The sequence below is a fragment of the Micromonospora sp. LH3U1 genome, assembly GCF_028475105.1.
GTDB lineage: Bacteria > Actinomycetota > Actinomycetes > Mycobacteriales > Micromonosporaceae > Micromonospora.
In genome coordinates this window covers 6,500,600-6,515,772 of the sequence record NZ_CP116936.1, presented here as the reverse complement: position 1 = coordinate 6,515,772, position 15,173 = coordinate 6,500,600, and the positions used below count along the sequence as shown (strand labels likewise).

At 72.0% G+C, this 15,173-nt stretch carries 16 protein-coding genes; 11 read left to right on the top strand and 5 right to left on the bottom strand.

The features are described 5' to 3' along the window. Positions 1-5: 5 nt before the first annotated feature. Positions 6-659 carry a phosphate signaling complex protein PhoU gene (gene phoU, locus PCA76_RS29890; protein ID WP_272613744.1) on the bottom strand — a complete coding sequence of 218 codons (654 nt, stop codon included), beginning with the start codon at positions 657-659 and terminating at the stop codon, positions 6-8. Positions 660-864: 205 nt separating this feature from the next. Here phoU and PCA76_RS29885 point away from each other — a divergent pair, with 205 nt between their 5' ends. Further along, positions 865-2,148 (top strand): sensor histidine kinase, encoded by a 1,284-nt coding sequence (locus tag PCA76_RS29885; protein WP_272613743.1) that lies wholly within the window; start codon positions 865-867, stop codon positions 2,146-2,148. A gap of 24 nt (positions 2,149-2,172) precedes the next feature. Further along, positions 2,173-2,856: a response regulator transcription factor gene (locus PCA76_RS29880; RefSeq protein ID WP_151489907.1), complete on the top strand. Its 684-nt coding sequence runs from the start codon at positions 2,173-2,175 to the stop codon at positions 2,854-2,856. 131 nt (positions 2,857-2,987) lie between these two features. On the opposite strand, the gene PCA76_RS29875 is transcribed toward PCA76_RS29880, so the two are convergent. Beyond that, a complete protein-coding gene (locus PCA76_RS29875) occupies positions 2,988-3,785 on the bottom strand; it encodes a hypothetical protein (protein ID WP_272619725.1) in 798 nt (265 codons plus the stop codon). Between the two features lie 80 nt (positions 3,786-3,865). On the opposite strand from PCA76_RS29875, the gene PCA76_RS29870 reads away from it, so the two are divergent. Together PCA76_RS29870 and PCA76_RS29865 are read left to right on the top strand one after the other, a co-directional pair. Further along, entirely contained in the window at positions 3,866-4,810 is a 945-nt protein-coding gene (locus PCA76_RS29870; protein ID WP_272613741.1) for a Ppx/GppA phosphatase family protein, read from the top strand. A gap of 75 nt (positions 4,811-4,885) precedes the next feature. After that, positions 4,886-5,692 carry a sugar phosphate isomerase/epimerase family protein gene (locus tag PCA76_RS29865; protein WP_272613739.1) on the top strand — a complete coding sequence of 269 codons (807 nt, stop codon included), beginning with the start codon at positions 4,886-4,888 and terminating at the stop codon, positions 5,690-5,692. A 32-nt stretch (positions 5,693-5,724) separates the two neighbouring features. Here PCA76_RS29865 and PCA76_RS29860 read toward each other — a convergent pair whose 3' ends face one another. Genes PCA76_RS29860 through PCA76_RS29850 form a run of 3 tightly spaced genes read right to left on the bottom strand, consistent with a single transcriptional unit; the run spans position 5,725 to position 7,769 of the window. Next, positions 5,725-6,312, bottom strand: coding sequence for a CGNR zinc finger domain-containing protein (locus PCA76_RS29860; RefSeq protein ID WP_272613738.1), 588 nt, complete (start codon positions 6,310-6,312; stop codon positions 5,725-5,727). 19 nt (positions 6,313-6,331) lie between these two features. Beyond that, positions 6,332-7,498 carry a glutathionylspermidine synthase family protein gene (locus PCA76_RS29855; RefSeq protein ID WP_272613737.1) on the bottom strand — a complete coding sequence of 389 codons (1,167 nt, stop codon included), beginning with the start codon at positions 7,496-7,498 and terminating at the stop codon, positions 6,332-6,334. Between the two features lies 1 nt (position 7,499). Next, a complete protein-coding gene (locus tag PCA76_RS29850) occupies positions 7,500-7,769 on the bottom strand; it encodes a hypothetical protein (protein ID WP_272613736.1) in 270 nt (89 codons plus the stop codon). Between the two features lie 107 nt (positions 7,770-7,876). Between PCA76_RS29850 and PCA76_RS29845 the strand changes: the two genes are divergently transcribed. From PCA76_RS29845 to PCA76_RS29815, 7 genes are all read left to right on the top strand, one after another. Further along, complete coding sequence (locus PCA76_RS29845) at positions 7,877-8,797, top strand: proline dehydrogenase family protein (RefSeq protein WP_272613735.1); 921 nt, start codon at positions 7,877-7,879, stop codon at positions 8,795-8,797. A 101-nt stretch (positions 8,798-8,898) separates the two neighbouring features. Continuing rightward, positions 8,899-9,699 carry an alpha/beta fold hydrolase gene (locus tag PCA76_RS29840; protein ID WP_272613734.1) on the top strand — a complete coding sequence of 267 codons (801 nt, stop codon included), beginning with the start codon at positions 8,899-8,901 and terminating at the stop codon, positions 9,697-9,699. Continuing rightward, positions 9,692-10,267 carry a TetR/AcrR family transcriptional regulator gene (locus PCA76_RS29835; RefSeq protein WP_272613733.1) on the top strand — a complete coding sequence of 192 codons (576 nt, stop codon included), beginning with the start codon at positions 9,692-9,694 and terminating at the stop codon, positions 10,265-10,267. The genes PCA76_RS29840 and PCA76_RS29835 overlap by 8 nt, the downstream gene beginning before the upstream one ends. 70 nt (positions 10,268-10,337) lie before the next feature. Further along, positions 10,338-11,627, top strand: coding sequence for a hypothetical protein (locus PCA76_RS29830; protein WP_272613732.1), 1,290 nt, complete (start codon positions 10,338-10,340; stop codon positions 11,625-11,627). Positions 11,628-11,669: 42 nt separating this feature from the next. Beyond that, complete coding sequence (locus PCA76_RS29825; RefSeq protein ID WP_272613731.1) at positions 11,670-13,052, top strand: efflux RND transporter periplasmic adaptor subunit; 1,383 nt, start codon at positions 11,670-11,672, stop codon at positions 13,050-13,052. Continuing rightward, entirely contained in the window at positions 13,049-13,933 is an 885-nt protein-coding gene (locus PCA76_RS29820) for an ABC transporter ATP-binding protein (protein ID WP_272613730.1), read from the top strand. The genes PCA76_RS29825 and PCA76_RS29820 overlap by 4 nt, the downstream gene beginning before the upstream one ends. After that, positions 13,930-15,114, top strand: coding sequence for an ABC transporter permease (locus PCA76_RS29815; protein WP_272613729.1), 1,185 nt, complete (start codon positions 13,930-13,932; stop codon positions 15,112-15,114). Before PCA76_RS29820 ends, PCA76_RS29815 begins: the two co-directional genes overlap by 4 nt. Positions 15,115-15,173 lie beyond the last annotated feature (59 nt).

Genomic DNA, 15,173 nt, shown 5'->3' with positions numbered 1-15,173 from the left:
ACGGGTCAGTTGCTGGTGGGCGTGCTCTGGCCGGTGATCAGGAAGATCACGTGCTCGCCGGCGTTGACCGCGTGGTCGGCGAAGCGCTCGTAGAAGCGGCCCAGCAGGGTGGCGTCGATCGCGGTCTCCACCCCGTACGGCCAGTCGTCGCCGAGCAGCACCGCGAACAGGCTCTTGTGCAACTCGTCCATGGCGTCGTCGTCGCGGTCCAGTTCGCCGGCAAGGTCGGCGTCGGGCTTCGCCAGCACCGAACCGATCTTCACCGCCATTCGGTCCGCGATTTCGGACATCTCCGTGAAGACCGTCCGCAGCTCGGCCGGGACGGCGGGAGAGGGGTGCCGGCGCAGCGCGGTCTTCGCCACGTGGTCGGCGAGGTCGCCCATCCGCTCCAGATCAGCGGCCACGTGCAGCGCGGTGATCATCGCCCGGAGGTCGGAGGCGACCGGTGCCTGTCGGGCGAGCAGGTCGCAGACCCGCTCCTCGACGTGCCGGTAGAGGTCGTCGATCTCGGCGTCCCGCTCGATGACCGTCTCGGCGGCCTGCCGGTCGGCGGTGAGCAGGGCCCGGGTGGCCTGGCGCATGGCGGCGCGGACGCCCTCCGCCATGTCCACCAGCAGTTGGCTGACGATTTGGAGGTCGGCCCGGAACTCGTCGCGCATCATCACGTCCTGTGGTCGGTCGCCGCCGACGGGTGCCGGCGCAGGGGGGTTCAGCAGGTGCGACGCCAACGGTAGGTGGCGATGACGGACCACGGATGAACCACGGTGAACGACGCCAGACGCAGGGGTGAACAATTTAGGAAGTGAGGGGGTTTCGTCCCGGTCTGTGTGGTAGCCAGGTTAACAATGACCCTACGATCGCCGGGTGGAGTGGGTAGTGGCGGTCGTGGTGGCCGTGGCGTTGGTGGCCGGGATGGCCGCCGGTTTCCTGCTGCCCCGGTTCCTGCCGGCGCGGGACGATCGCTCCACGTCGAAGGGGAGCGCGAGCTCCCGCTGGAGCAGGGGGAGGCCCGCGATAGCCGACGAGCAACAGGCCGGGCTCGGCCGCCGGACGATCGACTCGCTCCGGGCCGGTGTCGTGGTCCTGGACGACGACGATGTGCCCGTTCTGATCAATCCGGCCGCCCGCGCGATGGGGCTTCTGCGTACCGGCAGCACCCCCGGCTCGATCGCCGCGCACCCCTTGATCCGTACCCTTGCCGGCCAGGTGCGCCGCACCGGAGTGCGGCGCGAGATCGAGCTGGACCTGCCCCGGGGTCGCGACAGCGCGGGGGAGAACCCGCTCGGCGTGCACCTACGGGCCATGGGCCTCGGCAACGGCGTCGTCGCGGTCGAGGCGGTCGACGTGACCGAGTCGCACCGGCTGACCCGCGTGCGACGCGACTTCGTGGCCAACGTGAGCCACGAGCTCAAGACGCCGATCGGGGCACTGCAACTGCTCGCCGAGGCGTTGCTGGACGCGACCGAGCCGGCCGACGCCGCGGCGCCTGACCTCTCCGAGGACCTGGTGGCCGCCCGCCGGTTCGCCGAACGGATCCAGCACGAGTCGACCCGGCTGGGTCGGCTGGTGCAGGAGTTGCTGGAGCTGACCCGGTTGCAGGGTGCCGAACCGCAGCCGCCACCGGAGCCGGTCGCGCTGGACTGGGTGATCGCCGAGGTGGTCGACCGGACCCGCACCACGGCCTCCGCCCGGGGTGTCGAGGTGACCGTGGACGGCGAGCGTGGTCTCACCGCGTACGGCAGCGACTCCCAACTCGCCACGGCGGTGGCGAACCTGGTGGAGAACGCCATCAACTACTCGGCCGAGGACACCGCGGTGCGGGTCACCCTCCGCGGTGACGACGAGCACGTCGAGATCGCCGTCGCCGACCAGGGCATCGGCATCGCCCCCACCGACGTGGACCGGATCTTCGAACGGTTCTACCGGGCCGACCAGGCCCGCTCCCGTGCCACCGGCGGCACCGGGCTCGGCCTGGCGATCGTGAAACACATCGCGAGCAACCATGGCGGACGAGTCGAGGTATCGAGCACTCTTGGTGGCGGATCGACGTTCACCCTCCGGCTGCCCGCCAGCCCACCGGACGACCTGCTGGCGACACTGCCGCCGGTTGGGATCGAGTCCGGTCCGACTGGGCTACGGCAGGTCTGACAGCAAATGGAAAGGAAATCCCCGTTGAGCCGCGTTCTGGTGGTCGAGGACGAGGAGTCGTTCTCCGACGCCTTGTCGTACATGCTCCGCAAGGAGGGTTTTGAGGTTTCGGTCGCCGCGACCGGCACCGACGCCCTCACCGAGTTCGACCGAACCGGCGCCGACATCGTGCTGCTCGACCTGATGTTGCCCGAGATGTCGGGGACCGAGGTCTGCCGGCAGTTGCGGCAGCGCTCCGCCGTGCCGATCATCATGGTCACCGCCCGGGACAGCGAGATCGACAAGGTGGTCGGGCTGGAGATCGGCGCCGACGACTACGTCACCAAGCCGTACTCGCCTCGGGAACTGGTCGCCCGGATCCGCGCGGTGCTACGCCGGCAGAGCCCGGAGGTGGCTGACGCGGGCGCTCCGACCCTGGCCGCCGGGCCGGTGCGGATGGACATCGAGCGGCACGTGGTGACCGTCGACGGCGGGGCCGTGCAGCTGCCGCTGAAGGAATTCGAGCTGCTGGAGCTGCTGCTGCGCAACGCGGGTCGGGTGCTCACCCGCGGCCAGCTCATCGACCGGGTCTGGGGCGCCGACTACGTCGGTGACACCAAGACGTTGGACGTGCACGTCAAGCGGCTGCGCTCCAAGATCGAGCCGGAGCCGTCCGCGCCGCGCTTCATCGTCACCGTCCGGGGCCTGGGCTACAAGTTCGAGCCGTGATCGGCGTACTCGAAGGGGGTCTGCGCTCGACGCAGGCCCCCTTTGGGCTGTCCCGACCCATGTCCTCATTTGCTCGGCTGCCAAGGCGGCGTCGGGGCGAGAGGTGGGGTCCGTCGATCATGGTGTTGTGCTCAGAGCGCGTCGGCGGGGTGGGGGGCGACCATGCCCTGCTTCGTCCTGGCCGCGCACAGCTCGGCCAGCCGTTCGTACGCGGCAGCGCCGATCAGCGCGGTCAGCTCCGGCCCGTACGACAGGTACATCGGCTCGGCGCCCACGTGCGCGTCCGTCGAGGAGGTGCACCACCAGTCCAGGTCGTGCCCACCGGCTCCCCAACCCCGCCGGTCGAACTCGGACAGGGTGGAGACCAGCACCTTGGAGTTGTCCGGTCGCTTGACCCAGTCCTGGTCTCGGCGGATCGGCAGTTGCCAACAGACGTCCGGCTTGTATTCCAACGGGTGCACCCCGTCGCGCAACGCCTGGGCGTGTAGAGCGCAGCCGCCCCCGCCGACGAAGTCGGCGTCGTTGAGGAACACGCACGGACCCTCGCTGCCCTGGGTGGCGGTGCGGCGGGCCGGGTTCTTGCCGTCGATGGTGTCCTCGTCGGTCCAGTTCTTGAACCCGCGCTGGAAATGCTGCCAGGTCGACGGGGTGAGTCGCTTGACGGCGTTGCGGACTCGCTTCTCGTCGTCCGAGTCGGTGAAGAACGCCCCGTGCGAGCAGCAACCGTCGGCGGCCCGGCCTGCGATGATGCCGTGGCAGCCCTTGCCGAAGATGCAGGTCCAGCGGGAGAGCAGCCAGGTCAGGTCGGCCCGGATCTGGTGCGTGTCGTCGGCCGGGTCGGTGAACTCGATCCACTCCCGGGGGAAGTCCAGTGGCACCTCGCGGCTGCGCGGGTCGCCCGGGTCGTCCACCAGCACACGGAGCTCCATCGTCACCCGGCCCAGCGTACGCGCGGTGAGGTCCGTGGGCCGCCGAGCCGCGCAAACGTGTTGCACCTAGGGTCTTCACCATGCGACTGGGTGTCCTCGACGTTGGGTCCAACACGGTGCACCTCCTTGTGGTGGACGCACACCACGGCGCGCACCCGTGGCCGGCGCACTCCGAGAAGGTGGTGCTCCGGCTGGCCGAGCAGATCGGCCCGGATGGCGCGTTGACCGAGGCGGGCGCGGACGGCCTGGTCAAGGCCGTGGGCATGGCCAAGGCGGCGGCCACCGGGCTGAAGGCCGACGACCTGATCGCGTTCGCCACGTCCGCGGTACGCGACGCCACCAACGCGGCCGAGGTGCTGGCCCGGGTCCGTGACGAGACCGGCGTACGCCTGGCGGTGCTCTCCGGGGCGGACGAGGCGCGGATGACGTTCCTGGCGGTACGGCGTTGGTCCGGTTGGTCGGCGGGGCGGCTGCTGGTGCTGGACATCGGCGGCGGCTCGCTGGAGATCGCCGCCGGCATCGACGAGGACCCGGACGTCGCGGTCTCACTGCCGCTCGGGGCCGGCCGGCTGACCCGGGAGCGGCTGGGGGTCGACCCGGGCAGCGCGGTCCCGCCGTCGGCGGAGACCGTCGACAAGCTCCGGGAGTACGTGGACGGGCGGCTGGACAAGGTCGTCGATCAGATGACCGAGGTGGGTTGGGACCGGGCGGTGGCCACCTCGAAGACGTTCCGCACCCTGGCCCGACTGGCCGGGGCGGCGCCGTCCGGTGCCGGGCTCTGGGTGCGGCGCAGCCTGACCCGCGCCGGGTTGCGGCAGGTCATCGGCTTCATCCGGCACATCCCACCGGCCCAGTTGATGGAGCTGGAGGGGGTCAGCGCGGGTCGGGCACACCAGTTGTTGGCCGGTGCCGTGGTTGCCGAGGCGGTGATGCGCCGCCTGGATCTTGACTCGCTGGACATCTGCCCGTGGGCGCTGCGGGAGGGGGTCATTCTTCGCCGGTTGGATCAACTCGAACCGATCTGACCGGGTGACCAGTTTCGGCCGCTTTGCCGGCTCTCGTCACGGTGCCCCAGGCGCTGCCGGGCTACGCTGGCTGATGTGACTTACCGCGTTCCCGTGCTCCTGTCCAGCTCGTCGGTCTTTCCCGAGCCGACCGCGGCGGCGTTCCAACTGGCCGCGGCACTCGGCTATGACGGCGTCGAGGTGATGGTCTGGACCGACGTGGTCAGCCAGGACGCGGGCGCGCTGCGCGGCCTCTCCACGCACTACGACATGCCGGTGCTCTCGGTGCACGCGCCCTGCCTGCTGGTCACCCAGCGGGTGTGGAGCCCGGACCCGTGGGAGCGGCTGCGCAGGGCCGGCGAGCTGGCCGAGACGCTGGGGGCGCCGACCGTCGTGGTGCACCCACCGTTCTCCTGGCAACGCGACTACGCGCGTAACTTCGCCGAGGGGTTGGCCACGGTCGAGGACCGGTTCAACGGCCTGCGCTTCGCGGTGGAGAACATGTACCCGGTGCGGATGGCGGGTCGGCAGTTCGTCCCGTACGTGCCGGGTTGGGACCCCACCGACACCGGCTACCCGTCGTACACCCTGGATCTGTCGCACTGCGCGGCCTCCCACAGCGACCCCCTCGAGATGGCCGACCGGATGGGCGCGGGGCTGGCGCACGTGCACCTCGGTGACGGCACCGGCGAGGGCCGCGACGAGCACCTGGTGCCCGGGCGCGGCACCCAACCCTGCGGGGAGTTGCTCTCGTCGCTGGCCGGCCGGGGCTTCACCGGGTCGGTGGCGGTGGAGGTCGCCACCCGGGGCGCGAAGAGCCGCGAGGTGCGCGAGGCGGACCTGCGCGCCTCGCTGGAGTTCGCCCGCCAGCACCTGACCGCGCCGTCCCCGATCGACGCCTGACCCGTCCGCCCCCCCCCGGGACGGTGGCGGTGTCAGCTGACCGGCGTGAGCGAGTCGGCGCCCGAGGTCGGCTGCGCCGCAACGGTCACCTGCTCGCCGACCGCCGCACGCTTGCGGGCCCGGTGCGCCGCCACGTGCGAGCGGGTGGCGCAGCGCTCCGAGCAGAACCGCCGGCAGCAGTTGGACGAGGTGTCCAGGTAGACGTTGCCGCACCGCTCGTCGGCGCAGACCCCGAACCGGGCGCTGCCGTACTCGCAGAGCCAGACCGACAGCCCCCAGACCGCGCCGGCCAGGTATTCCGCGCTGACCGAGGCACCCCGGCTGGTCACATGCATGTGCCAGTCGCTGGAGTCGTGCCCGGAGATGCGCGGCTGCACCGGGAACGCCTCGAGCAGCGTGTTCAGCTCGGTGACCGCCTGGGCGTCCCGCCCCGAGGTGCCGTACTCGAAGACGTCGCGCAACCGCTTCTGGGCCCGTCGGAAGATCGCGACGTCCCGGTCCGCGACCTCGTCGCGCATCCAGGCGTTGTCGTCGGGGAAGAGGGCCCGCAGGTCGTCGAGGTCGTCCAGGCGGGCGTTGACCAGGTCAACGCCGGTCCGGGCGTACGCGTCGAAGTTCACGCCCCCAACGGTAGACGACTCATGGGGTGCGCGGCGCGTCGATGTAGTGCGGCAGGAAACGGGCGTAACCGTCGGTGATCAGGCTGGCGCTCTCCCGCACGCCCACCCCGGCCGATTCGCCGTCGACGATCCAGCTGCCCAGCACCATCCGATTGCCGTCGAACTGTGGCAACGCCCGGAATTCCTGGTAGCACCAGCCCTCGTCGCCGTAGATCCCCGGGTTGGTGATCTCCTCCTCGGCGGTCACGATGCGTACCGAACCGCCCTCCCGGCCGAGTAGCGGCTTGGCCACGTACTCGGGCATGCCGCGCGGCGAGTCGAGGTAGGCCGGGAGGAGTAACTCGTGGTCGGGGTAGAGCTCCCAGAGGACCGCGAGCAGCGCCTTGTTGGACAGCAGCAGCTTCCACGCCGGTTCGATCCAGGTGGTCGGGGTGCCCGGCGACAGCGCCGCCGGCCCGTACGGCTCGGCCAGCATCCACTCCCACGGGTAGAGCTTGAAGCAGGTGGTCACCGGTTGGTCGGCGGCGTCGACGAAGCGCCGGCCGTCCCAGCCGATCTCCTGGATCGGGAGCAGCTCGACGTCCAGGCCGGCCTGTCGGGCGGTCTCGGCGAGGTAGCCGGCGGTCATGTGGTCCTCGCCCGACTCCTCCTCGTTCGACCAGAGCACGTGCACCCGAGGATCGTGCAGCCCGGCCCCGATCTTGGCCCAGGCGCCGACCAGCCGCTCGTGCAGGCTGTTCCACTGGTCCAGGTCCGGCCGGGTCTGCTCCAGCCAGTACCACTGGATGATGCTCGCCTCGACCAGCGCGGTCGGGGTGTCCGCGTTGTATTCCAGCATCTTCGGCGGCCAGGTGCCGTCGTAGGCGAGGTCGAAGCGCCCGTAGAGGGTGGGTGGCGCCTCGCGCAGCGATCGGGCCACGGCGTCGGCCGCCCACGCCGGAATGCCGAACTCGGCGTACCGGCGCTGGGCCACCACGTGCTCGGCGGCGGCCACCGACATCCGGTGCAACTCCTCGGTGGCCTCTTCCAGCCGCAGCACCTCGTCCAGCTCGAAGGCGTACGCGGCGGTCTCGTCCCAGTACGACATGATCCCGCCGTCGGGCAGCTCGGTGTCGACGTAGACCAGCCCCTGCGCCCGGATGGTGGCGTCCCAGTCGGGTCGTGGCGTGACCGTCTCGCGGCGCACCTCAGCCGCCGCAGGAGGCGAGGTGGGTGCCGAACCCGCCGCGCTCGGGCACGGCCGCCGTGGTTGGCTCCGGTGCGGCGCGACCGGTGGCAGCGGGGACCCGCATCGCCAGCGCGACCGTGTCGCCTCCACCGACCGGCCCGAGGGCGCAGTCGTCGTCATCGTCGTCGTCCGAGGTCATGTTGCAGCCGGAGAGGGCGAGCGCGAGAGCGGTGAGCGCGCCGAGCTGCACGGAGGCCGAACGGAGTCGGCGGCGGGGGCGTTGGTCCACGGCATCGTTGTAGCCGATCGGCGCCACCGCCGCCGCCCCGCCCCCTGAGCGAGGGCGGCCCGGCCGCCCGTCGGCGGGGCCCCTGGCAGGGGCGATACGCTCGGTTCATGCTCCGTTCCGTCATCCTCGCCGCCTCCCGGTCATCCCAGGTCGAGCGGCTCGTCGCGACCGCCCCGTACACCCGGGACGTCGTTCGCCGGTTCGTCGCCGGTGCTGCCACCGACGACGCGTTGCGCGCGACCCGCGCGCTCGTCGACGATGGTCTCGCGGTCACCCTCGACCACCTCGGTGAGGACACCGTCACCCCCGAGCAGGCCGTCGCCACCCGCGACGAATACCTGAGACTGCTGAAGATGCTCGCCGCAGCGGGGCTCACCCCGGCCGCCGAGGTGAGCGTGAAGCTCTCCGCCCTCGGCCAGATGTTCGACGAGCAGTTGGCGTACGACAACGCGCGGGCGATCTGCGCGGCGGCCGACGCGGCGGGCACCACGGTCACCCTCGACATGGAGGACCACACCACCACGGACTCGACGCTGGAGGTGCTGGCCAAGCTGCGGAAGGACTTCCCGTCGACCGGCGCGGTGCTCCAGGCGTACCTGCGCCGGACCGAGTCGGACTGCCGGGAGTTGTCCTCGGCCGGGTCGCGCGTGCGGCTGTGCAAGGGCGCGTACAAGGAGCCGGAGTCGGTGGCTTACCAGTCGGCCCGTGAGGTGGACAAGTCGTACGTGCGCTGCATGAACATCCTGATGTCCGGCGACGGTTACCCGATGCTGGCCACCCACGATCCTCGGATGATCGCGATCGGCGAGGATCGGGCCCGTTGGTTCGACCGGGGGCCGGAGCGTTTCGAGTTCCAGATGCTCTACGGCATCCGCCCCGAGGAGCAGGCGCGGCTGGCCGGCGAGGGCTACACCGTGCGCACCTACGTCCCGTACGGCGACGAGTGGTACGGCTACCTGATGCGCCGGCTCGCCGAGCGCCCGGCGAACCTGGTCTTCTTCGGCCGCGCCCTGATCTCCAAGAAGTAACCCGAACCCGGTCGACGGGCCGGCGGTGACCCCTGTGGTCCCGCCGGCCCGTTGGCGTATCCGGCTTGACGACTATGGCTAATGCACTTAGCCTTTTGGCTATGACAACTAGCCAGGCTCGCCGCGACGGCGGCCACATCGCGTACGAGGTGCATGGCGAGGGCCCGCTGGTCGTCCTCGCACACGGCATGGGGGAAAACCGGGCAAGCTACCGACACCTGGTGCCACTGCTGGTCGCGGCCGGTCACCGGGTCGCCTCGGTCGACGTCCGGGGCCACGGGGAGTCCAGCGTCGGCTGGCCCACGTACGCCCCGGCGGAGGTCGGCGCGGACCTGCTGGCCGTGGTCCGCGACCTCGACGCCGGGCCGGCCGTGCTGGTCGGCCACTCATCCAGCGCGGCGGCCGTGATCTTCGCCGCGATCGACGCGCCCGAACTGGTCGTCGGCATCGTGCAGATCGGCGCGTTCGTCAGTCAGCAGAAGCCCAATCCGTTGCTGCGGGTGGCGACGGCGATGGTGCTGCGCAGCCCCCGCCTGTTCGGGATGTTCCACAAGACGCTGTTCCCGGTGCACCGGCCCGCCGACGACGCCGCGTACCGCCGGTCGATCGTGGCCAACCTGCGCGAGCCCGGCCGGATGGCAGCGACGCGCGGTGTGGTTCTACCGGTCGAGCCGCATTGGACAGCCCGCGCGCCACAGGTCCGGCAACCGGTGCTGATCCTGATGGGTGCCAAGGACCCGGACTTCCCCGACCCGGGCGCCGAGGCGCGGGCCGCCCGGCGGCTCTTCCGCACCGCCGAGGCCCGGATGATCGAGGAGTCCGGCCACTACCCGCACGCCGACCGGCCGCAGCGCACCGCCGACGAGCTGCTCGGCTTCCTGGCGGTGTGCACCGGTGCCTAGGGTCGGCCTCAACCAGCAGACCGTCGTGCGGGAGGCGGCCCGGCTGGCCGACGAGGTTGGCTACCAGCAGCTCACCCTCGCCGCGCTCGCCAGCCGGCTCGGCGTCGCGCTGCCCAGCCTCTACAAGCACGTGCGGGGGGCGGACGCGCTGGCCCAGAAGCTCTCCGCCCTGGCCACCGCCGAGCTGGCCACCGAGCTGACCACCGCCGCCGTCGGCCGGGCCGGCGGCGACGCGCTCCGGGCGATGGCCGACGCCTACCGGGACTACGCCCACCGGCACCCCGGCCGCTACCCGGCGACCCAGCAGGTGCCCGACCCGGCCGACCCGGAGCACATCGAGGCGGGCGAGCGTGCGGTCGGTGCCATCTTCGCGGTGCTGCGCGGGTACGAGCTCACCGGCGACGACGCGGTGGACGCGACCCGGGCGCTGCGCAGTGCCCTGCACGGCTTCGTCGCCCTGGAGGCCGCGGGCGGCTTCGGCCTGCCCCGCGAGGTCGACCGCTCGTACCGCCAGTTGGTCGCCAGCATGGACATCTCGTTCCGGTCCTGGCCGGCCTCCGACGCGTGAGCCGGCTGGCCGGGCCGATCGGCACGGGGCGGCTTCGCCCCATCCCCCGATTGGTCGTACCCTTCGGCGAGTGACTGACGGGGTGCAGCATCCAGCACCACGGCGGCTCTGGCCGCTGTGGACGGTGCTCGTGGTGGTCGTCCTGCTGCTGGGCTGCGGCCTGCCGGCGGTGCTCGTCGTGGGAGTGATCCGGGAGAGCGGTGCCCGGTCCACGATCAGCCGCGCCGGCGCCTCGGCGGCCGATGACCCCGCGACGGCGGTGGCCCGCGGGCTGGCCGACCGGATCACCGCCCAGCTCAATCGGCAGTCCGCGGCACTCCTCGGCGGCGACCGCGCCGGGTTCCTCGCCATCGCCGATCCGGCCGCCCACAACGACCTGCGCCGACGCTTCGGCGCACTACGCGAGCTCAAGGTGACCGGCTGGCGAGCCGAGCCGAGCGGTCTGCCCGCGCCGATCATCGGCAAGCCCGGCGAGTGGCGCCTCCTGGTGCGCTTCCAGTACTGCTTCGTCACACCGAACTGCCGGCCCAGCCCGGTGCTGATCGGCACCCGCTGGCGGGAGAACGGCGACCAGCCCCGGTTGCTCGCCATGGAGGAATCCAAGTCGGTGGAGACCGGCACCCGACCGTGGGAGATCAGCGACCTGGCCGTCGCGATCGGTGAGCGGACCATCGTCGCCACCACCCCGGCGTTGCGCGGCAAACTGCCCGGCCTGCTCGTCCAGGCCGAAGCGGCGGCCAGGGTCGCCGACGGGTACGCGGTAGCCGGATCGCTGCCGGACCGCTACCGGATCTTCTACGCCGGCCGCACCGAGTGGCAGCGCTGGTACGGCGGCGAGCGACCAGAATGGACGGGCGGTTACGCGGTGACGGTGGGCGGCGGGCACCACGAGGTGGTGCTCAACGCCGAGGGGCTCTCCACCAACGGCACCGACGACCTGCTCCGGCATGAGTTGACCCACGCGGCCTCACTGCCGGAGCGCGGCTACCCGGGCAAGGACACCTGGTGGCTGGTGGAGGGGCTGGCCGAATTCGCCGGCGCCGGCGACCAGGCGGTCGACCGGTACGAGGGGATCGCCGAGGTGCGGAAACTGGTCCGGGGCGGTTGGGACGGCAAGTTGGAGGGCATCAACCCCGCCGACGACGCCTCCGCCGAGCGGGTCGGCGGCAGCTACGGCGTCGGCTACCTGGCCGTCCGGCATCTCGTCGACCGGTACGGGCCGCTGCGGCTGCTCACCTTCTTCAAGACCGTGGTGCACGATCGCAGAACCCTCGACGCGGCCGCCGAGAAGGCGTTCGGTGAGCAGTGGTCGACGCTGCACGACGAGTGCGCCGCGTACGTCCGAGCTGCCGCCGGCTGACGGGCTCGTGGGCGGCACGACGGGGAGCCGTACCATCGATGGGTGCGCCGCCTCCAGTCGTCGCGGCCCGCGAGCGCCACGCGGCCCCGCCTGCTCATCGCCCTGACCGCCGTCGCCGTCCTCACCGGCACCACCGCCGCCTCGTGCGGTGACGACCAGCCGCCTCTCGCGCTCGCCTCGGCCGCCCGTAACCCGGTCAGCGAGGTCATCGACGCCCCCGCGACGGTGACCGCTCGGGCCGCTGCCACCCTGACGGCTCCGGCCGACGGCACCCTGGCCAGCCTGCGCATCCAACCCGGACAGTCGGTGAAGCGGGGGCAGGTGCTCGCCGTCGTCGACTCACCCTCCGCCCAGCAGCGCCTCCGTCAGGCGAAGGAGGCGCTGACCGCCGCGAAGCGCGCCGGCCGGGGTGTCTCCACCGGCAGCCTGACCAGCAGCCGGCGCGGCACGGACAAGGCAGCCGACGAGGCTTTCGACGCCGCGCGGACGGCCGCCGAGAAGATCGCCGATCCGCAGCTACGGGACGCGCTGCTGACCCAGGTGACCTCCGCGCAGCGGCAGTACGCCGCCGCCGCGCACAGCGCCGACCAGGCCGTCCGCGCCGTGCAGCGGGGGATCAACGGGCTGAGCTCGGCGGTCGGCGCGCTCTCCGCGGCGCAACGGCTACAGGCCCAGCAGGCGTACGACCTGGCGAAGGCGACCGTCGACGCGTTGACCCTGCGCGCCCCGATCGCCGGGGTGGTGCAGCCGGGCGGCACCCGGGCCGGCGGCGGCTCGTCCGGTGGCCTCGCGGGGCTGCTGGAGCAGGCCGGCGGCGCCGGCATCGACCCGTCCGTGCTGACCCCCGGCCAGGGCGGGCCGCCCGCCGGGGTGGATGACGCGGTCGCGGTCGGCGGTCAGGTCACGGCCGGCACGCCGGTGCTGACCGTGGTGGACACCGGGCAGTTGGGGCTGCTCGCCGAGGTGGACGAGACCGATGTGCTGCTGGTCAAGGCCGGCGTCACCGCGACGGTCGAGCTGGACGCTGTCACCGGTGCCAGCTACGACGCCACGGTCCGGTCGGTCGACGTGCTTCCCACCAACTCCGCGCAGGGCGGGGTCACCTACCGGGTACGCCTCGCACTGGGCGCCGGGAAGCTGGCCGAGGACGAGCCGGCCCCGAGCCCCCGACCGGGCATGAACGCGATCGTGCACCTGCGGGTACGCGACGCCGCCGACGCGGTGACCGTCCCCGCCTCGGCGGTGTTCTCCGCCGACGGCCGGGACGCGGTCTGGGTGGTCCGTGACGGCAAGGCCGGCCGGGCGTCGGTCACCGTGGGCGTCCAGGGGCCGGACCTGGTGCAGATCCTCAATGGTGTCCAACCCGGCGACCGGATCGTGGTGCGCGGCACGGACCAGGTGCGCGACGGCCAGGAGGTGCGGTGACCGGCGCCCCGCCGGCGATCGAGGCGGTGGACGTGTCCCGGACGTACCAACTGGACGGGGTGTCCGTCGAGGCGTTGCGCGGGGTGTCACTGGTCGTGCAACCGGGCGACTACGTGGCTCTGGTCGGCCCGTCCGGCTCGGGAAAGTCCACCCTCATGCATCTCCTCGGCGGGCTGGACCGGCCCACCGGTGGCCGGTTGGTGATCGGCGGGCGGGACGTCAACGCCCTCGCCCCACCGGAGATGGCCACCCTGCGCAACGAGACGATCGGCTTCGTCTTCCAGGCGTTCCACCTGCTGCCGCGTACCTCGGCGGTGGACAACGTGGCCCTGCCGCTGGTCTACCGGGGTGTGCCCGCCCGGCAGCGTCGGACCCGGGCGGCGGCGATGCTCGGTCGGGTCGGCCTCGGGCATCGCCTGGACCACCGGCCCAACCAGATGTCCGGCGGTGAGCAGCAACGGGTGGCGATCGCCCGCGCGCTGGTCACCGAGCCGACGGTGCTGCTGGCCGACGAACCCACCGGCAACCTGGACAGCGTCACCGGCGCGGCGGTGCTGGAGCTGTTGGAGCAGTTGAACGCGGAGTCCGGGGTGGCGCTGGTGATGGTCACGCACGACCAGGAGGTGGCGGCCCGCGCCCACCGTCGGATCACCATGCGCGACGGCGTGGTCGTGGCGGACAGCGACGACCAGCCCTCCTCTCATGATCGACCGCCGTCCGTTGATCACGGTCGACCTGCGACACTGGTCTCCGCTCCCAGCGCGGAGCCCCGGTCCGCGTCCGGAAGCGGTCCGGGGCACCCGTCCGGTGGCTCCGGTGGCGCCACCGGAGCCACCGGACGCCTTCCGCGCGAGGCCGAGCGGCCCGGGGGTACGGCGTGAGGGTCGCCGAGGCGTGGCGGGTGGCGCTGGACGCCCTACGGGCCAACCGGCTGCGCAGCGCGCTGACCATGCTCGGGGTGATCATCGGGGTGGCCTCGGTGGTCCTGCTGGTGGCGATCGGCACCGGCACCAAACAGAAGGTCGAGCAACAGGTCGAGGGCCTCGGCTCCAACCTGCTGCTGGTTGTCCCCGGCAGGATCGAGGTGGGCAACGCGCCGGTGGTCTCGCCGCTGACCCTCAAGGACGTGGACGCCGTCACCCGCGTGGTCGGCGACCCCGACCGGGTGGCGGTCACCGTTGCCTCCGGGGCGACCGCGCGAGCCGGTGCACGCTCCGACTTCACCACCGTCCAGGGAGTGCTGGAGACCACTCCGGCGGTGTTCACACGGTCGCTGGCCCGGGGTCGCTACCTCACCGGTGCCGACGTGGACACCAGCCGACGCGTGGCGGTGCTCGGCGACTCGGTGGCCCGCGCGCTGTTCCCCGACCGGGATCCGCTCGGCCAGCAGGTCGCGCTGGCCGGGGTGCGGTTCCGGGTGATCGGCGTCTTCGCGCCACTCGGGCAGAGCCTCGGCGTCGACCGGGACGACGAGGTGCACGTGCCGGTGACCGCCGCGCAGCGGCTCTGGGGCACCCAGCGGGTGGACGGCATCGCGGTGAAGGCACCGGACCGGGAACGGATCGAGGAGTTGGGCGAGCGGATCGTGGCCGAACTCAACCGCCGTCACCCGGACACCGAGTTCAGCGCCGTCACCCAGCAGCAGATCCTCGGCGTACTCGGCGACATCCTCGGCGTCCTCACCGGCGTACTGGCCGCCATCGCCGGCATCTCGTTGCTCGTCGGCGGCGTCGGCGTCTCCAACATCATGCTGGTCAGTGTCCGAGAGCGGACCCGGGAGATCGGGCTGCGCAAGGCCGTCGGCGCGCGTCCCCGCGACATCGGGGTGCAGTTCCTGCTGGAAGCGGTGCTGCTCACCACCATCGGTGGGCTGACCGGGATGGCGCTGGGGGTGGGGACCGCACTGCTGGTCGACGCGCTGTCGCCGATCCCGGCCGCGATCACCTGGTGGTCGTTGGCGCTCGCCTTCGGCGTGTCGGCGGTGGTGGGCATCGTCTTCGGGGTCGTCCCCGCGCAGCGTGCCGGCCGGCTCGACCCGGTGGTCGCGCTGCGCGCCGAGTGAGCAGCGTCGGAGCAACCGGACGGCGGACGCAGGCGGGCGAAAATCGGAGACACGGATCG

Coding starts and splice junctions, on each gene's coding strand:
- phoU (WP_272613744.1), bottom strand. CDS start 659: ATGCGCGACGAGTTCCGGGCCGACCTCCAAATCGTCAGCCAACTGCTG.
- PCA76_RS29875 (WP_272619725.1), bottom strand. CDS start 3,785: ATGGAGCTCCGTGTGCTGGTGGACGACCCGGGCGACCCGCGCAGCCGC.
- PCA76_RS29870 (WP_272613741.1), top strand. CDS start 3,866: ATGCGACTGGGTGTCCTCGACGTTGGGTCCAACACGGTGCACCTCCTT.
- PCA76_RS29845 (WP_272613735.1), top strand. CDS start 7,877: ATGCTCCGTTCCGTCATCCTCGCCGCCTCCCGGTCATCCCAGGTCGAG.
- PCA76_RS29840 (WP_272613734.1), top strand. CDS start 8,899: ATGACAACTAGCCAGGCTCGCCGCGACGGCGGCCACATCGCGTACGAG.